At 70.5% G+C, this 14,921-nt stretch carries 14 protein-coding genes; 6 read left to right on the top strand and 8 right to left on the bottom strand.

Annotated elements, in window-relative coordinates; all coding sequences use genetic code 11:
* Positions 1–36: 36 nt before the first annotated feature.
* The 5 genes from L7N97_RS05855 (at position 37) to L7N97_RS05835 (ending at position 5,702) form a co-directional block, all read left to right on the top strand.
* A complete protein-coding gene (locus tag L7N97_RS05855) occupies positions 37–948 on the top strand; it encodes an alpha/beta fold hydrolase (RefSeq protein ID WP_237477405.1) in 912 nt (303 codons plus the stop codon).
* 83 nt (positions 949–1,031) lie between these two features.
* Positions 1,032–2,213, top strand: coding sequence for a substrate-binding domain-containing protein (locus L7N97_RS05850; protein ID WP_237477404.1), 1,182 nt, complete (start codon positions 1,032–1,034; stop codon positions 2,211–2,213).
* Between the two features lie 14 nt (positions 2,214–2,227).
* Entirely contained in the window at positions 2,228–3,721 is a 1,494-nt protein-coding gene (locus L7N97_RS05845; protein ID WP_237477403.1) for a sugar ABC transporter ATP-binding protein, read from the top strand.
* Entirely contained in the window at positions 3,705–4,688 is a 984-nt protein-coding gene (locus L7N97_RS05840; RefSeq protein ID WP_237477402.1) for an ABC transporter permease, read from the top strand. Before L7N97_RS05845 ends, L7N97_RS05840 begins: the two co-directional genes overlap by 17 nt.
* Before the next feature lie 159 nt (positions 4,689–4,847).
* Positions 4,848–5,702, top strand: coding sequence for a hypothetical protein (locus L7N97_RS05835; RefSeq protein WP_237477401.1), 855 nt, complete (start codon positions 4,848–4,850; stop codon positions 5,700–5,702).
* A 40-nt stretch (positions 5,703–5,742) separates the two neighbouring features.
* On the opposite strand, the gene ptsP is transcribed toward L7N97_RS05835, so the two are convergent.
* From ptsP to L7N97_RS05810, 5 genes are all read right to left on the bottom strand, one after another.
* The gene (gene ptsP / locus L7N97_RS05830) at positions 5,743–7,701 is read right to left on the bottom strand and encodes a phosphoenolpyruvate--protein phosphotransferase (RefSeq protein ID WP_237477400.1); all 1,959 of its coding nucleotides are present in this window, start codon (positions 7,699–7,701) and stop codon (positions 5,743–5,745) included.
* Positions 7,702–7,713: 12 nt separating this feature from the next.
* Positions 7,714–8,094: a PTS glucitol/sorbitol transporter subunit IIA gene (locus L7N97_RS05825; protein WP_237477399.1), complete on the bottom strand. Its 381-nt coding sequence runs from the start codon at positions 8,092–8,094 to the stop codon at positions 7,714–7,716.
* Positions 8,095–8,302: 208 nt separating this feature from the next.
* The gene (gene srlE, locus L7N97_RS05820; RefSeq protein ID WP_237477398.1) at positions 8,303–9,322 is read right to left on the bottom strand and encodes a PTS glucitol/sorbitol transporter subunit IIB; all 1,020 of its coding nucleotides are present in this window, start codon (positions 9,320–9,322) and stop codon (positions 8,303–8,305) included.
* Between the two features lie 29 nt (positions 9,323–9,351).
* The gene (srlA, locus tag L7N97_RS05815) at positions 9,352–10,113 is read right to left on the bottom strand and encodes a PTS glucitol/sorbitol transporter subunit IIC (protein ID WP_237477397.1); all 762 of its coding nucleotides are present in this window, start codon (positions 10,111–10,113) and stop codon (positions 9,352–9,354) included.
* A 24-nt stretch (positions 10,114–10,137) separates the two neighbouring features.
* Positions 10,138–10,548 carry a transcriptional regulator GutM gene (locus L7N97_RS05810; protein ID WP_237477396.1) on the bottom strand — a complete coding sequence of 137 codons (411 nt, stop codon included), beginning with the start codon at positions 10,546–10,548 and terminating at the stop codon, positions 10,138–10,140.
* A 200-nt stretch (positions 10,549–10,748) separates the two neighbouring features.
* Between L7N97_RS05810 and L7N97_RS05805 the strand changes: the two genes are divergently transcribed.
* Positions 10,749–11,387: a hypothetical protein gene (locus tag L7N97_RS05805; RefSeq protein ID WP_237477395.1), complete on the top strand. Its 639-nt coding sequence runs from the start codon at positions 10,749–10,751 to the stop codon at positions 11,385–11,387.
* Positions 11,388–11,481: 94 nt separating this feature from the next.
* On the opposite strand, the gene L7N97_RS05800 is transcribed toward L7N97_RS05805, so the two are convergent.
* The 3 genes from L7N97_RS05800 to L7N97_RS05790 form a co-directional block, all read right to left on the bottom strand.
* Positions 11,482–12,231 carry a hypothetical protein gene (locus tag L7N97_RS05800; protein WP_237477394.1) on the bottom strand — a complete coding sequence of 250 codons (750 nt, stop codon included), beginning with the start codon at positions 12,229–12,231 and terminating at the stop codon, positions 11,482–11,484.
* Between the two features lie 151 nt (positions 12,232–12,382).
* Positions 12,383–13,843, bottom strand: a complete 1,461-nt coding sequence (locus L7N97_RS05795) for an acetoin dehydrogenase dihydrolipoyllysine-residue acetyltransferase subunit (protein ID WP_237477393.1) — start codon at positions 13,841–13,843, stop codon at positions 12,383–12,385.
* Positions 13,843–14,841, bottom strand: a complete 999-nt coding sequence (locus L7N97_RS05790) for an alpha-ketoacid dehydrogenase subunit beta (protein ID WP_237477392.1) — start codon at positions 14,839–14,841, stop codon at positions 13,843–13,845. The genes L7N97_RS05795 and L7N97_RS05790 overlap by 1 nt, the downstream gene beginning before the upstream one ends.
* Positions 14,842–14,921 lie beyond the last annotated feature (80 nt).

Here is a 14,921-nt window from a genome sequence, read left to right as displayed (position 1 = left end):
GGCGCCTCGACGGCGCCGCACCACCGGGGAGGGACCATGGCCGAGATCTTCGACCACGCCGGCAATCCTGTGAAGCACGGGCGCGCCCGCGCCAACGGCATCCGGATGCACTACGTCACGGCGGGGCAGGGCGAGCCGCTGCTGCTGCTGCACGGCACGCCCAAGAACCACTTCTACTGGCACAAGCTGATCCCGCTCTTGACCGAGCATTTCACGGTCGTCGCGCCGGACCTGCGCGGCTTCGGCTACACCGACAAGCCGCCGGCCGAGGAGGGCTACGACAGCGTCACCAACGCCCACGACGTCGCGGCGCTGATGGAGGGCCTGGGCCACGGCTCCTACCACGTCCACGGCGAGGACCGCGGCGCCGAGTTCGCCTACGCGCTCGCCGCCACCCACCGCGACCGGGTGAAGACGCTCTCCTTCTGCGAGATGCTCCTGTCCGGCGAGGGGCTGGAGGCCTGGTCCAACTTCACGCCCGAGAACGTCTCCGCCCAGTTCCGCGAGAAGGGCGTGTGGGTGTGGCACATCCCGTTCTTCTGGATCCCCCACCTGCCCGAGATGCTGATCACCGGCCGCGAGCGCGAGTTCTGGGAGTTCTGGATCAAGGCCGAGACCTACAACCCGACCGCCATCTCGGAGGAGGCGCTGGACGAGTGGATCTCCTGCCTCAAGGCGCCGGGCGGCCTGCGCGGCTGCATGGAGACCTATCGGGCCGCCATGAAGAACGCCCGCAACAACGCCGAGCTCAAGACGACGAAGCTGACGCTGCCGATCATGACGGTGGGGGCGCCGGAGTTCTTCGGCCCGCTGGTCGAGGAGCAGATGGCCCGGGTGTCCGAGGGCGTGGAGCGCGCCGCGGTCTTCGCCGAATGCGGCCACAGCCTCGCGCTGGAGGCCGAGGACCGGCTCGCCGCCATGCTGCGCGAGCACATGCTCGGGCGCTGAATCGCCCGGTTCCCACGCGAGCGGGCCGCGAGAACGCCCGCCGCGCCGGCACATCCCAACAACCTCCAGGAAGGAAACTCCCCGTGATCCGCACACCCTCGCGCGGCCTCGCCGCCGCCCTGCTCGCCGCCACCTGCCTCGCCGCCCCGGCCCTCGCCGCCGACAACATCGCCGCCGACATCAAGCAGCCGCTGTGGTATCAGGCGCCCTCGGCCAAGACGCTGGAGCTCGCCAAGATCGACGACCTGTCGAACACGGTGGTGAGCGACGGCCAGCGCGGCGAGAAGGGCGTGCTGGCCTCGACGCTGCACCTCACCGACGACCAGATCGCCAAGGTCAAGGCCGGCAACTTCACGGTCGCGATCTCGCTCGGCTGGCTCGGCGACGACTGGGCCTCCGAGCAGACCAAGGGCCTCAAGGAGACCTTCGCCAAGCTCGGCATCAAGGTCGTGGCCGAGACCAACGCCAACTGGGACGACGCCAAGCAGATCTCGGACCTCGACGCCATCGCGGTGCTGAAGCCGAGCCTGCTCGTGTCGATCCCGCTCAACGGCCAGACCACGGCGGCGGCCTACAAGAAGATCGCCGACGCCGGCACCAAGGTCGTGTTCATCGACCAGGCGGTCGACGGCATGAACCCCGGCAAGGACTACGCCTCGATCATCTCGTCCGACAACCTCGCGCTCGGCATGTACGTGGCCGACCTGCTGGCCAAGGCTGTGGGCGGCAAGGGCGACGTCGGCGCCATGTATTTCGCCAACGACTTCTACGTCACCAACCTGCGCTACGAGGGCTTCGTGGCGCGGCTGATGGCCAAGTACCCGGACGTCCACCTCGTGGTGGCGGCCGGCCACGACGACCCCAACAAGGGCCAGGAGGTCGCCCAGGCGGTGCTGGCGCGCTACCCCAAGATCAAGGGCCTCTACGGCTCCTGGAGCATCCCGGCCATGGGCGCCGCGACCGCCGCCGAGGTGGCGGGCAAGACGCCGGCCGACTTCAAGATCGTGTGCGAGAACTTCGACCAGATCGTCGCGGCCGACATGGCCAAGGGCGGCTTCATCGCCGGCATCTCGTCCCAGCGGCCCTACCAGCAGGGCGCCGCCGAGGCGACGGTGGGCGCCATGGCGCTGATCGGCGAGACGGCGCCCCCCTACGTCGTGGTGCCGCCGCTGGCGGTCGACCGCGCCAACCTGCCCGAGGCCTACCAGATCATCTACCGGACGCCGCTGCCGGCCGCGATGGTGGCCGACCTCAAGAAGTCCTGACCGGAGCCGGGGCCGTGGCGGAGGGCGACATCCTCGCGATGCGGGGCATCGAGAAGGGCTTCAACGGCATCCCGGTGCTGCGGAAGGCCTCCTTCTCCCTGCGCCGCGGCGAGGTCCACGCCCTGATGGGCGGCAACGGGGCCGGCAAGTCGACCCTGATGAAGATCCTGACCGGCGTCTACGCGCGCGACGCCGGCACGGTGGAGATCGAGGGCCGGGAGGTCGACTTCGCCGGCGCCATCGACGCCGAGCGGGCCGGCGTGGCCATGATCTTCCAGGAGTTCAGCCTCGTGCCCACCCTGACGGTGGCGCAGAACATCTTCCTCGCGCGCGAGCCGCGCCGCGCGCGGGGCCTGCTCGACGACGGCGAGGCGGTGCGCCGCGCCCGCGCCGTGCTGGCCGAGCTCGGCGAGGACATCGACCCGCGCACGCCGGTCGAGCAGCTCAGCGTCGGCCTGTGCCAGATGGTGGAGATCGCCAAGGCGCTGTCCAAGGAGGCGCGCATCCTCGTCATGGACGAGCCCACCGCCTCGCTCAGCGAGAGCGAGACCGAGGCCCTGTTCCGCCTCGTCGCGCGGCTGAAGGCGAGCGGCATCTCCATCGTCTACATCTCGCACCGCATGGCCGAGATCTTCCGCATCTGCGACCGCATCACGGTGATGCGCGACGGCGAGACCGTGCTGACCGACGAGGCGCGCGACCTCACGATGGACGGCCTCGTCGAGACCATGCTGGGCGGCGGCATGGAGGCCTCGCTGGCGTGGCAGGAGCGCGCCCACGCGCTCGGCGAGACGCCCGTGCTGGAGGTGGAGCGCCTGTCGCTCGCCGGCCAGTTCGAGGACGTGTCCTTCAAGGTCTACCCGGGCGAGGTGGTCGGCCTCGCCGGGCTGATGGGCTCGGGCCGCACCGAGATCGTCGAGACGGTGTTCGGCATCCGTCGCGCCGACTCAGGGTCCGTGACGCTCGACGGCAGGCCGATCCGCACGGTCGCGGAGGCGATCGCGGCCGGCGCCGGCCTCGTGCCGGAGAACCGGCGCACGCAGGGCCTCGTGCTCGACCACTCGCTGCTCCACAACGTGATGCTGCCGAGCCTCGGCCGCTTCACGCGCGGCTTCGTGCTCGACGAGGCGGCGGGCGGGCGGGCGGCGCGGGACTACATCGGCAGGCTCAAGATCAAGACCGACGGACCGAACAAGGTCGCGCGGCTGCTGTCCGGCGGCAACCAGCAGAAGATCGTGCTCGCCAAGTGGCTGGAGCGCAAGCCGCGCCTCCTCATCCTCGACGAGCCCACCATCGGGGTCGACATCGGCGCGAAGTCCGACATCGCCGCCATCGTGCGCGAGATCGCCGCCTCGGGCGCGGCGGTGCTGCTGATCTCGTCCGAGTTCGAGGAGCTGCTCGCCATGAGTGACCGGCTGCTCGTGGTCCACGACGGGTGCGTCAGCCGCGAGATCGACCGGCGCGACATCGAATCCGAGGAGACCCTGCACCATGCCGTCCAAGGTTGAGACGCGGGACCCGCGCCCGTCCTTCGCGATCCCCCGCTTCCGCGTGCAGCTCAACGACTACGTCGTCTACATCTGTTTCGCGGTGGTGATCGTCTTCTTCGGGCTGACGATCGGCGACAAGGGCTTCCTCACGGTCGCCAACCTGTTCAACATCACGCGCACGACCTCGATGATCGCCGTGATGGCGGTCGCCATGACGTTCGTGATCTCGGCCGGCGAGCTCGACCTGTCGGTCGGCTCGACGGCCGCCCTGGCGGCTCTGATGGCGGCGCTCGCCATCCAGGCCGGCTTCGGCGTCGCGGGCGGGGTCGCGGCCGCGGTGGCGTCGGGGCTGATCGTCGGGGCCGTGAACGGCTTCTTCGTCACGGTGGTCAACATCCCGTCGTTCCTGGTGACGCTGGGCATGCTGCAGTTCGTGCGCGGCCTCGACATGCGCGTGACCTACACCAAGCCCGTCGCCATCGCGAACGGCACCTTCACGGGCATCTTCGGCTTCGGCAGCGTGGCGGGCCTGCCCTCGCTGTTCCTGTGGTCGCTGCTCGCCGCGGTGCTGGGCCACGTCGTGCTGAAATATACGCCCTTCGGCCGCGCCGTTCTGGCGACGGGCGGCAACCGCCTTGCCGCGCGCTATTCCGGCATCCGGACCGCGCGGGTAAAGTTCATCTGCTTCCTCATCAGCGGCGGCGCGGCGGCGCTGGCCGGCATGCTGTATTCGGGCATGATGCAGACGGCCCGCTACTCCTTCGGCACGGGCGGCGAGCTCGCCGCCATCGCGGCGGTGATCCTCGGCGGCACGAGCCTGTTCGGCGGCAAGGGCACCATCGTCGGCACCTTCGTGGGCGCGCTGCTGATCGGCACGATCAACAACGGGCTCATCATCATGGGCCTCGACGTCAGCGAGCAGAACATGGTGGCGGGGGCGATCATCATCCTGGCGGTGGCGTTCGGAAGAAGGCCGGCGGGGTAGTGTGGGAGTCTGCGACCACCTAAGTGACAACTATAATCTCATCGCGACCGCATGGCTACGTGGGAGACTGAATCGACAGTGACATGGAGAAAATGCTACCTCCAAGCCTGTGAAATCACATATCATTGACGACGTCTCAAACGGGCTTGCAGGCTTCTTATGCGGGGCAAAAGAAATACGCTTTCGGTAATATACTCAAATGAGCTCCGGGGGGAGAAGCGCGTAGATCTCTTGCCGTGGTTGAATATAGGTATGAGCGTAGAAGGGATGTACGGATCGGGATCGCTTCCTGAAAAAACCTTTCACGATACAGAGGCGTTTATCTTCCTCCTTACTGAGGAGAGTAGCGACGTCGAAAATTTCCGAAGGCTGAGGCTGAGATTTCCGAAACGAAAAGTTGGCCTGATTTGGCTTGGGTCAAAAGCTGATGGATTGAAGAATGTACTTAGGATTAAGCCAAATAAATTTATTTCTGTATTACCGTCCGATCTCACGTCAGACTCGGTGAAGCTATTCGTCGATAATGTATTGGCAATTGAGTTTGAACGGGAGGCCAAGACCGTCAGGATGTCAATGTCTGAGCTGGCGGACAGGATCGATTTAGCAGCAAGTGCTGTTGGCGATCTCAGATTGAACTCAACAGGAGCCCTTGTAGATGGGCTTAGATCAATATCGGGTGAGTTGCGAGGCCTATCTCTCGATGGAGGTCGAAAAGGAGCTTTGGTCGGGAACCCTAGACCTGTCCTGCAAAGAGTCTTCGTTGCTATATCTTCTGTGTACGATGTTGTCGAGAATAGCGGAATAGCATCAATGGTTGTTGCGGGTTGTGTGACTGCTTTGGTGAGTTCCGGCGGTTGGTCATCAGTGACCTGTCTGGGGCTCACGCTGGCGAGTTGGAACGGCAAGGATACTTTCCTAGCCGCCATTGCCCGCCTGCCGGTAGCTATTGAGACTAAGCAGAAAAAGAAGAAGTCTCGCTTCGAACACGTGCACCCTAGCGTATCAGAAGGGTAATGCGCCGCCTCTGTTCCACATCGAAGGCTTGTAAGCGCGCCTACTCGGCCTCCATCACTGCCGCCTTCGCGCGCGGGATGGACGCCGGGCTCATCGACAGCTCGCCGACCCCGTAGCGCAGGAAGGTCGGGATCAGGTCGACTCGCGCCGCGGCCTCGCCGCAGATCCCGACCCAGATGCCGGCCTCACGCGCGGCCGCGCAGACCATCTCGACCGCGCGCAGCACCGCCGGCTGGTCGGCGCGGTTGAGGTCGGCGACGCGCGGGTTCAGCCGATCTGACGCCATGACGTACTGGGTCAGGTCGTTGGTGCCGATCGAGAAGAAGGCGACGTGCCGGGCGAGGTCGCCCGCCATCAGGGCCGCGGCCGGCGTCTCCACCATGATGCCGAGCTCGAACTGCCCGGCCTCGGCGCCCTCCGCGTCGAGCTCGGCCCGGCACTCGGCCACCAGCGCCTTCACGCGCAGCACCTCGTCCACCGTGCTGACCATCGGCACCATCACCTTGACGTTGCCCGACAGCGCCGCGCGCAGCAGCGCCCGGATCTGCGGCTTGAACACGTCTGGCCGGTCGAGGCACATGCGCACGCCGCGCCAGCCGAGGAACGGGTTGTCCTCGTGCGGGAAGGCGATGCCAGCCACCGGCTTGTCGCCGCCGATGTCGAGCGTGCGCACCACCACGGGGTGAGGCGCGAAGGCGCGGGCCAGCTCGGCGTAGGTGCGGGCCTGCTCGTCCTCGGAGGGCAGGCTCTTCCGCTCCATGAACAGCAGCTCGGTGCGGAACAGCCCGACCCCCATGGCGCCGGCCTCCAGGGCCGGGCCGATCTCCTTGAGGGAACCCAGGTTGGCCGCGACCTCGATCGGCCGGCCGCCGCGCGTCGCGGGGTGCACGCCGCGCAGGTGGGCCAGGGCGGCGCGGGCCTTGCGGTCGCCCGCGACCCGCGCCTCGATGCGCGCCGCCGTCGCGGCGTCGGGGTCGACCCACACGTCGCCGGTCGAGCCGTCGAGGGCGACGCGCGTCGCTGAGCGCAGCGCAGCGCCGCCGTCGCGCCAGCCGAGCACCGCCGGCACGCCGTGGGTGCGGGCCATGATGGCGAGGTGCGAGGTCGCGGCCCCTTGCGTGCACACGATGCCGGCGAGCCGGCCGGCCGGCACCTTGGTGAAGTCCCAGGCCGACACCTCGTCGGCCACCAGCACGGCGCCCTCCGGCACGGCGGACAGGTCGGCGTCGGCGCGGCCGAGCAGCGACAGGGCGAGCGCGCGGGTGACGCCGCCCACGTCCTCGGCGCGGGCGCGGATGTAGTCGTCCTCCACGCGCTCGAACGAGGCCGCCAGCGCCCCGCCGGCGCGGAGCACCGCCGTCACGGCGTCGCGCCCGGAGCGGATCTCCGCCTCGACGGCGCCGACGAACTCGGCGTCGCGCGCGACCTCGATCAGCGCGTCGATGATGCCCACGTCCTCGGGCGTGGCGCCGCCTTCGAGCTTGTTGGCGATCAGCGCGCCCGTGGTCGCGTCGAGCGCCGCGTGCAGCCGCGCGACCTCGTCCACCGCCTCGTCGGGCGGGACCGCGCGGTCGGGGGCGACGATCACCTCGGGGAAGAACGGGAAGGCCGGGCCGATGCCGGCGCCCTCGCTGGCCGGCACGCCGGCGGCGCGCGAGGGCAGGCCGGCCGGGGGCGGCGTGAAGGTGCCGGAGGCGGGCTCGGGCAGCCCCGCCGGCCCGGCCGTCGGCGCCGCCGTGCCGGCCTCGTGGGTGGCGAGGTAGGCCGAGAGCGCGTCGAGCGCCGCCTCGGCGTCGTCGCCCTCGGCCTCCAGCACGACCTCCTCGCCCTCCTTGACGGCGAGCAGCATCAGCTTGACGGCGCTCTTGGCCTTGGCGGGCGCCCCGTCCGGGCGGCGCAGGCTCACCTCGGCCACGTAGGTCTTGGCGAGCTTGGCGAACTCGGCGGCGGGGCGGGCGTGGAGCCCGTCCTTGCACGCGACGGCGACGGTGCGCTCCACGGGCGAGCCTCCTCAGGCCGAGATGGTCAGGACCGCGCCGGGCTTGATGGCGGCGAGGAGGTCGGGCGCCTCGACCCGGCTCGCCGAGATCTCGCCGGGGCGGTTCGTCTCGGTGCCGCCGTCGAAGTTGATCACCACGTGGCCGATCTCGGCGACCTTGGCCCAGGCGTAGCCGCCGATGGCGGTGAGCTTGGCGCTGAGCTCGCCGATCGTGATGGTGGCGCCGACGGGCGGCGCCTCGGCGGTCGGCCCCTGCTCGACGCGGTGCAGCACCGACACCTCGGCGAGCTCGGGCGGCGCGCCCTCGGCGAACAGGATCAGGATGCCCCCGTCGAGGAGGTCGGCGACGTCCGGGCCGACGGCCGTGAGCGCGGTGCGGTAATACGTGGTCATCGGGTCCTCGGGATGGATCGTTGCCGCGGAAGGGACGCGCCCTTCTCCCCTTCGGGGAGAAGGTGCCCGACAGGGCGGATGAGGGGAAACCCGACGCGTGCCGCATCACCCCTCATCCGGCGCTGCGCGCCACCTTCTCCCCCCGGGGGAGAAGGGCATACCTCCCAGCCGACGAGACTCGGCACGCCGCTTGGTCGGGAGAGGAAGCTCACATCACGAAGAGCGAGAACACGTAGGCGATGACCACGGACAGCGGCCCCATCACCTGCCGGCTGATCAGCACGGCCGGCACGCCGATCTCGATCGTCTTCGGCTTGGCCTCGCCGAGCGCGAGGCCGACGGGCACGAAGTCGCAGCCCACCTGCGTGTTGTAGGCGAACAGCGCCGGCAGGGCCATGGCGGGCGCGATGGTGCCGTTCTGGATCTGCGGGCCGATGATGGCGACGCCGATCACCTGGGCGATGACGGCGCCCGGCCCGAGGATCGGCGACAGGAACGGCAGGCCGCACACCGCCGAGATGACCAGCAGGCCGAGGATGTTGTTGGCGAGCGGGCCCATCGGCTTGGCGATGACGTCGCCGATGCCGGTGTAGAGGATGATGCCGATCAGCATGGTCACGAAGGCCATGAAGGGCAGCACGTTCCTGACCACCTGGTCGATGGTGCGGCGGCCGGCGTTGAAGAAGATGCCGACGACGCGGCCCATCACGCGGCCGATGGAGGCGATGAGCTCGATGAAGCCGCCCCCGCCCGTCTCGGGCGCCGGCGCGGGCTTGGCCGTGGCGGCCACGGCCGCCTTGGCGCCGATCGGCGAGGCGCCGGCCGCCACGGGCGCGGCGGAGCCGTCCGCGAACTCGATCTGCTTCTCCTTCACGCCGGACACGTAGATGTCCTCGGTGATGAACTGGGCGAGGGGCCCCGACTGGCCGACGGGCGTCAGGTTGATGGTGGGGATGCGCTTGCGGGGGTAGACGCCGCAGCGCGCCGTGCCGCCGCAGTCGACGATCACGCAGGCCATCTCGCTCTCGGGCGGGGGCTGGCGGAAGCCGTCGACCGCGGTGCCGCCCGTCATCTCGGCGATGAGCCTGGCGAGGGGCGGGATGCCGCCGCCCGTGACCGCGACGATCTTGTCGCGCTGGCTCGTCGGCTCGATGACGAGCGGGCCGCCCCAGCCGCCCGGGCCCGGGCTGACCTTGACGGCCTTGAACTTGGTTTCCAACAGCGCCATGGCGCGATCCTCCCCGATTGGCCTTGCGATCAGAGTTCCACGCCCTGGCGGCGCGCCATGAAGGCCGTCACGCGCTCGGTCACGATCCCCTTGAGGAAGATCACGATGAGGCCGACGATGAAGTACCAGATGGCCAACTTCACGTGGTACCCGTCCGGGATCACGCCGCGCTTCTCGAGGTCCAGCAACGCCACCAGAACGCCGCCCCACACGAAGTATTCGCCGGCATTGGCATGCGGGAACAGGCCGAGGATCGGGTGAACGAAGGACACAGCCGAGTCGTAGAAGGCCGGCTTGTGCTTCTCTTCGAGGAAGGTCCCGAACGTGTAGGCCATCGGGTTGGTGAGGAAGAACACGGACAGCACGGGCAGCACGGTGTAGCGCGTGAGCGCCGTGCGGCCCATGAGCTGGGCGAAGCCGTGCACCCGCTCCTCGCCCACCATGCCGGTCAGCGCGTAGAAGGCGGTCATCAGCACCACCAGCGTCGGGATGATGCCGGTGACGAAGCCGACGAAGACTTCGCCGCCCTTCTGGAACATGCCGATGAAGTGGGTGCCGATCGTGCCGAGCCAGCCGAGCTGGTCGGCGTTGGGCTTCAGGTTCTTGACCTCGTTCTGATACTTGGTGAGCGCGTCCGCGGCGCTGACGGGCGCCGGCTCGCCCGGCACGCCGACGTCGGTCGCGGCCAGGATCAGCCGGCCGGCGCCCCGCGCCGCGTGGGCGCCGAGATCGCCGACCCCGTGCAGCGTCGCCCAATCCGCCCCGTGGGCGATCGCCATCATCAGCGCCATGCGCGTCCCCTCCCTGTGCGGCCGTCAGGCGGCCTTCGATCGTTCTTCGCTTCGGGCCCGCCCGGCGGCCCGCTCGACCTGTTCGGCCGCGATCATGAGCGCCGCGCGGTCGGCCGGCCGCAGCGCGGCGTGATCAGCGACCGCGGCGAGCGGCAGGCCCTCGACCTCGGGCAGGCGCCGGAAGCGAGCGAAGACGGTGACGCCGCGCATGACGAGGAGGCGGCGCACGGCCCGGTCCGGGCCGACCACGAGCAGCAGCACCGTGCCGGCGCCCCAGCGCGACCGCGCCTTGCCGGTGCCGACGTAGCCGTCGCTCCAGGATCGGGTGGCCTGGCCCATCGCCGCGGAATAGTGCTGGATCTGGCGCCAGGTGCCGTAGGCCTGGAGCGACCAGGCGACGGCGAGGCCCGCGATGGCGAGCGCCATGGACGGCATGCTGTCCTCCCCCCGACGACCTTTGAACGGCCGCTCGACTGTTGCGGGACGCGATCGTACTTTTGTTTCGTCGGGTGTCAATATGTCCGAAAGCCGGGCCGGGGCATGACGGCGGAAAAACAACGTCGCCGCAGGCCGTCTTTCGGCCAAAGCGGCGTTGTCCCATCATCGCCTCATCCCGCGGCCGATCGAGAGAGACCATGGATCTGGAACTGCTGAATCAGGCCGAGGACGTCGCCGACATCCGCCACCGCGTGCGGCAGCTCCGCTGGTTCAAGACGACGTTCAAGCAGCACGCGCGGCTGATCGCCGGCCGCTACGGCGTGCCCTACGAGATCGACGACGGGCGGCTGACGGAGGCCTTCCTGAACTGGGCCGAGGCCTTCTCGCAGGACCTCGGCTATTCGGACCTCGACCGGCGCGACTTCATCACCTTCGCGGCCGGCCTGCTGGTGCGCGAGCTTCTGCGCAGCGCGCCCGCGGCGGCGACCGTGACGGAAGGCGAGCCGCCGATGCCGGGCGACGCGACGGGGTCGATCGCCCGCTCCTGGCCGGAAGGGTTCCTGTACACGAACTACTGCCTGTGCGTGCTGCACATCGTGCTGGAGCAGGAGGGCGTGAGGCTGACCCTGCCGACGCTGGCCGACGACCTCAGGACGTGGTGGTCCTATCGCGAGAACGTCGGCGACGACGCCAGCCTCGCCGTGCCGTTCTTCGACCTGCTGACCGGCAACGAGCCGAACTGGTATTTTCCGGCCTCGGTGGTCAGCCGCAAGGCCGTGCGGCGCGCGATCGAGCGCCGCATCGTGCCGAAGGCGCTGGCGAGCGAGCCGGCGTGAGGGGGACGCGAAGTGACTTCGGCGCCCTTCTCCCCGCGAGGCGAGAAGGGCGGACCCCGCCGGCCGGAGGGACGTGTGAACCGGCGAGGGTCCGTCAGGGCAGGAAGGGAACCAGCTTGCGGTATTCCGCCGCGACCGCCTCGGCGGCATCCTCGCCGGCCAGGGCCCGGCGGAACCGGTCGAAGCGGGCGTTGACGGCGCTGTCGGCGCTTTCCAGCAGGGCGGCGCCATCCCCGGCGGCCTCGGGCTGGGCGGACGCGACGGCGATCATCAGGCCCGCGACGAGGCCGCAATAGCGCGCCGGGGCGCCGGTGAAGTTGGTCTCGGTCGCGCCGGCTTGGTAGCCGAGCTGCCGCACGGCCCCGGTGCGCGCCACGGCTTCGGCCAGCACGGCGCAGGCCAGCACGGGGTCGACGCCGGCGCCCCCGGCGGGCAGGCGCTTCGCCACCGTGCTCCAGGCCGCGTCGAGCGCCTGTTCGGCCACGAAGACGCTCGGGCCGTGCTTGGCGTCGATGATGCGCTTGAGCAGTGCGAACATCTTGTCGACGAACTCGAAATGGTCGGCGAGGTAGCCGTCGACCGGCTCGACCACGACCTGGCCGCCGCGGCACGGGGCGCCGAGCAGGTCCATGGCGATGGTCTCGACCCGCGTCACGAGCCCGTCCGCCAAGCGGAAGGCGGGCATGCTCACCACCGAGCCGAGGCTGGTCAGGCGCCGCACCTCCCGGCTCTGCAGCGCGCGCGGGACCATCGAGCCGGGCATGTGGGCCTCGGCCCGGATCGAGTATTTGACGTTGCGGATCTGGTCCTTGAGGGCGTGGAGCAGGCTGTTCGTCGAACTCATGGAACGGGACCTCGATCTCGCCTGAGGCGGCACGGGTTCACATGAATCAATATAGACCGGCGGGATCATCCCGCCAACGTCCGCGTGGGTCGAAAACCCTGCGGCCTCAGAGCTTCGGCGGTCCGGGGCGGCGGCGCGCCCCGGAGCACGCCTAACCGCGCATCGCCTGCGCGATGATGGCCTGCACGGTCTCGCGCGCCTCGATCTGGGGCAGGTGGCCGACGCCCGGCAGCCGGTGCAGGGCGACGAGGGCCGGCAGGCTGTCGGCGTGGCGGGCCGGCACGATGCGGTCCGCCGTGCCGACGACGACGCGCACCGGGCAGGCGACGCGGGCGAGGTCGGCGCGGATCGAGAAGCTCTGCGTGCCGTCCGGGAACACCGCGGCGGCGATCCGGCGCTGGCTCTCGACCGCGGGCTCCCGCGCGCGCAGGCTCAGGCGCACGAAGGCCGGGGTCACGAGCGCGGGGTCGGCCACCAGCTCGCGCAGCCACGGCGCCATCGACGCCTCGGAGGCGGCCGCGAGGTAGCCCTGCACGAAGCCGCCGTTGATCTCCGGGCCGAGGCCGGCCGGGGCGAGCAGGACCAGCGCTTCGAGGTCCACCGCGCCCCGCGCTGCCACCGCGGCCGCGACCGCGCCGCCGAGCGAGTGGCCGACCAGGGTGAAGCGCCCGAGCCCCGCCTCGGCCAGCGCCGCCTCGACGTCGTCGACCAGCGCGTCGAAGCCGGCCGCCCCGTCGAGGGCCGCGCCGCCGTGGCCCGGCAGGTCGAGCGCCAGCACGGGCCGGCCGCCGTCGTAGCCCTGCAGGAAGGGCCGCCAGCCGTCGCGGTCGGCGCCGAAGCCGTGCAGCAGCACCAGCGGCGCGCCCGCGCCGTCGCGGAAGGTCGCGAGGCGGCCGGCGTCGGACCGGCGGGCCGGGGCGGATGCCGCGGGTGCCGGCGCGGCGGCGGGCGCCGGGGCAGGGGCGCGCGCGGCGACGGCCGGCGGCGTCGCAACGGCCGGCGGCACGTCGGTCGGCGCGTCGCGCAGCACCGCGACGGCCCCGGGAGCCGGGGGTGCCGTGGTGGCCGAGATGGCGGCCGCGGCCGCCACGGCGCCCGGCACGTCGGAGGCCTGGACGCGGCCGCGCGGGCCGGTGCCGTTGAGGCCGGCGAGGTCGTGGCCGCGCTCGCGCGCCAGACGGCGGGCCAGCGGGGTGGCGCGGGCGCGGTCGGCGGCGCCGTCCAGGCTCTGCGCGTGGCCGTTCGAGGCCTGAGCGGCGACCGGCGCGGCGGCGCCGGAGGCGGGCGGGGGCGCCGCGTCGGTCCGGCCGTCGCGCAGCAGGGCCTCGGTCGCGGCCGGAGCCGCGGGCGCGGCGGCCTCCGCTTCGCTCTCGCCGTCGCGGTAGATCAGGGCCACGACGCTGCCCACCGCCACGTCCTCGCCGCCGGCCTGCGCCAGGGTGCGGACCGTGCCGGAGGCCTCGGCCTCGATCTCCATCGCGGCCTTGTCGGTCTCGATCTCGAACAGCGGCTGGCCCTTCTTCACGGGGGCGCCGTCGTCGACCAGCCATTTCGAGATCTTGCCGGTCGCCATGTCCATGTCGACGCGGGGCAGGATGACTTCGCTGGGCATCAGACCCTCCCGCGGGCGAGGGCGCGGGCGCCCTCCAGGATGGACGCGACCTGCGGCACGGCGGCCTTCTCGAGATCGGGGTTGTAGGGGATGGGGCAGTCGGCGCCGCCGAGCCGCATGATCGGCGCGTCGAGGTAGTCGAAGGCCTCGCTTTCCGCGATGGCGGCCGAGATCTCGGCGCCGATGCCGAGCGTCTTCACGCCCTCGTAGACCGAGATCAGCTTGCCGGTCTTCTTCACGCTCTCGGCGATGGTGGCCGTGTCCATGGGGCGGAGCGAGCGCAGGTCGATCACCTCGGCCTCGATGCCCTCCTCGGCGAGCTTCGCCGCGGCGTCGAGGGCGCGGTGCACCATGATGGAGGTGGCGACGATGGTGAGGTGCTGGCCCGCGCGCCGCACCTCGGCCTTGCCGATCGGCACGGTGTAGTGGCCCTCGGGCACCGGGCCCTTGCTCTTGTAGAGCAGCTTGTGCTCGTAGATCATCACCGGGTCGGGGTCGGCCAGGGCCGCGAGCAGCAGGCCCTTGACGTCGTGGGGCGTGGAAGGCTGCACCACCTTCAGCCCCGGCACGTGGGCCAGCCACGCTTCCAGGCTCTGGCTGTGCTGGGCCGCGGCGCCGGTGCCGGAGCCCGACGGGAAGCGCATGACGAGCGGCACGCTCACCTCGCCGCCCAGCATGTAGCGCATCTTGGCGGCCTGGTTGACGATCTGCTCCATCGCCAGCGTGGCGAAGTCGGAGAACTGGAACTCGAAGATGGGCTTCAGGCCCGTCATCGCGGCCCCGACCGCGACGCCGGCGCCGCCGAGCTCGGAGATGGGCGTGTCCATCACCCGGTCCTCGCCGAAGCGGTGGACGAGGTCGCCCGTCACCTGGAAGGCGCCGCCGTAGACGCCGATGTCCTCGCCCATCAGCACGACGGTCTCGTCGGCCTCCATGGCGAGGGCCATCGCTTCCTGGATGGCCTGGGCATAGGTGAGTTCGCGGACGGCGGCGTCCATGGTCGTTCCCTCGTGTCGCGTTTCTTGTGGAGCGCCGCGGGCGGCGCGACGGCAGGATGAGCGGCCCGGAGCCGTGAGGT

The sequence above is a fragment of the Lichenibacterium dinghuense genome (assembly GCF_021730615.1).
Lineage (GTDB): Bacteria > Pseudomonadota > Alphaproteobacteria > Rhizobiales > Beijerinckiaceae > Lichenihabitans > Lichenihabitans dinghuensis.
The sequence above is the reverse complement of the archived record's forward strand: the minus strand, read 5'-3'. Positions and strand labels throughout refer to the sequence as shown.

What these genes read in the sequence shown, in the direction of transcription:
- srlA (WP_237477397.1), bottom strand. Translation starts at nt 10,113, where the DNA reads ATGGCGCTGATGATGGCGATCGCCCACGGGGCGGATTGGGCGACGCTG.
- srlE (WP_237477398.1), bottom strand. Translation starts at nt 9,322, where the DNA reads ATGGCGCTGTTGGAAACCAAGTTCAAGGCCGTCAAGGTCAGCCCGGGC.
- L7N97_RS05805 (WP_237477395.1), top strand. Translation starts at nt 10,749, where the DNA reads ATGGATCTGGAACTGCTGAATCAGGCCGAGGACGTCGCCGACATCCGC.
- L7N97_RS05795 (WP_237477393.1), bottom strand. Translation starts at nt 13,843, where the DNA reads ATGCCCAGCGAAGTCATCCTGCCCCGCGTCGACATGGACATGGCGACC.
- L7N97_RS05790 (WP_237477392.1), bottom strand. Translation starts at nt 14,841, where the DNA reads ATGGACGCCGCCGTCCGCGAACTCACCTATGCCCAGGCCATCCAGGAA.
- L7N97_RS05825 (WP_237477399.1), bottom strand. Translation starts at nt 8,094, where the DNA reads ATGACCACGTATTACCGCACCGCGCTCACGGCCGTCGGCCCGGACGTC.
- L7N97_RS05800 (WP_237477394.1), bottom strand. Translation starts at nt 12,231, where the DNA reads ATGAGTTCGACGAACAGCCTGCTCCACGCCCTCAAGGACCAGATCCGC.
- L7N97_RS05810 (WP_237477396.1), bottom strand. Translation starts at nt 10,548, where the DNA reads ATGCCGTCCATGGCGCTCGCCATCGCGGGCCTCGCCGTCGCCTGGTCG.
- L7N97_RS05840 (WP_237477402.1), top strand. Translation starts at nt 3,705, where the DNA reads ATGCCGTCCAAGGTTGAGACGCGGGACCCGCGCCCGTCCTTCGCGATC.
- L7N97_RS05835 (WP_237477401.1), top strand. Translation starts at nt 4,848, where the DNA reads ATGCGGGGCAAAAGAAATACGCTTTCGGTAATATACTCAAATGAGCTC.
- L7N97_RS05855 (WP_237477405.1), top strand. Translation starts at nt 37, where the DNA reads ATGGCCGAGATCTTCGACCACGCCGGCAATCCTGTGAAGCACGGGCGC.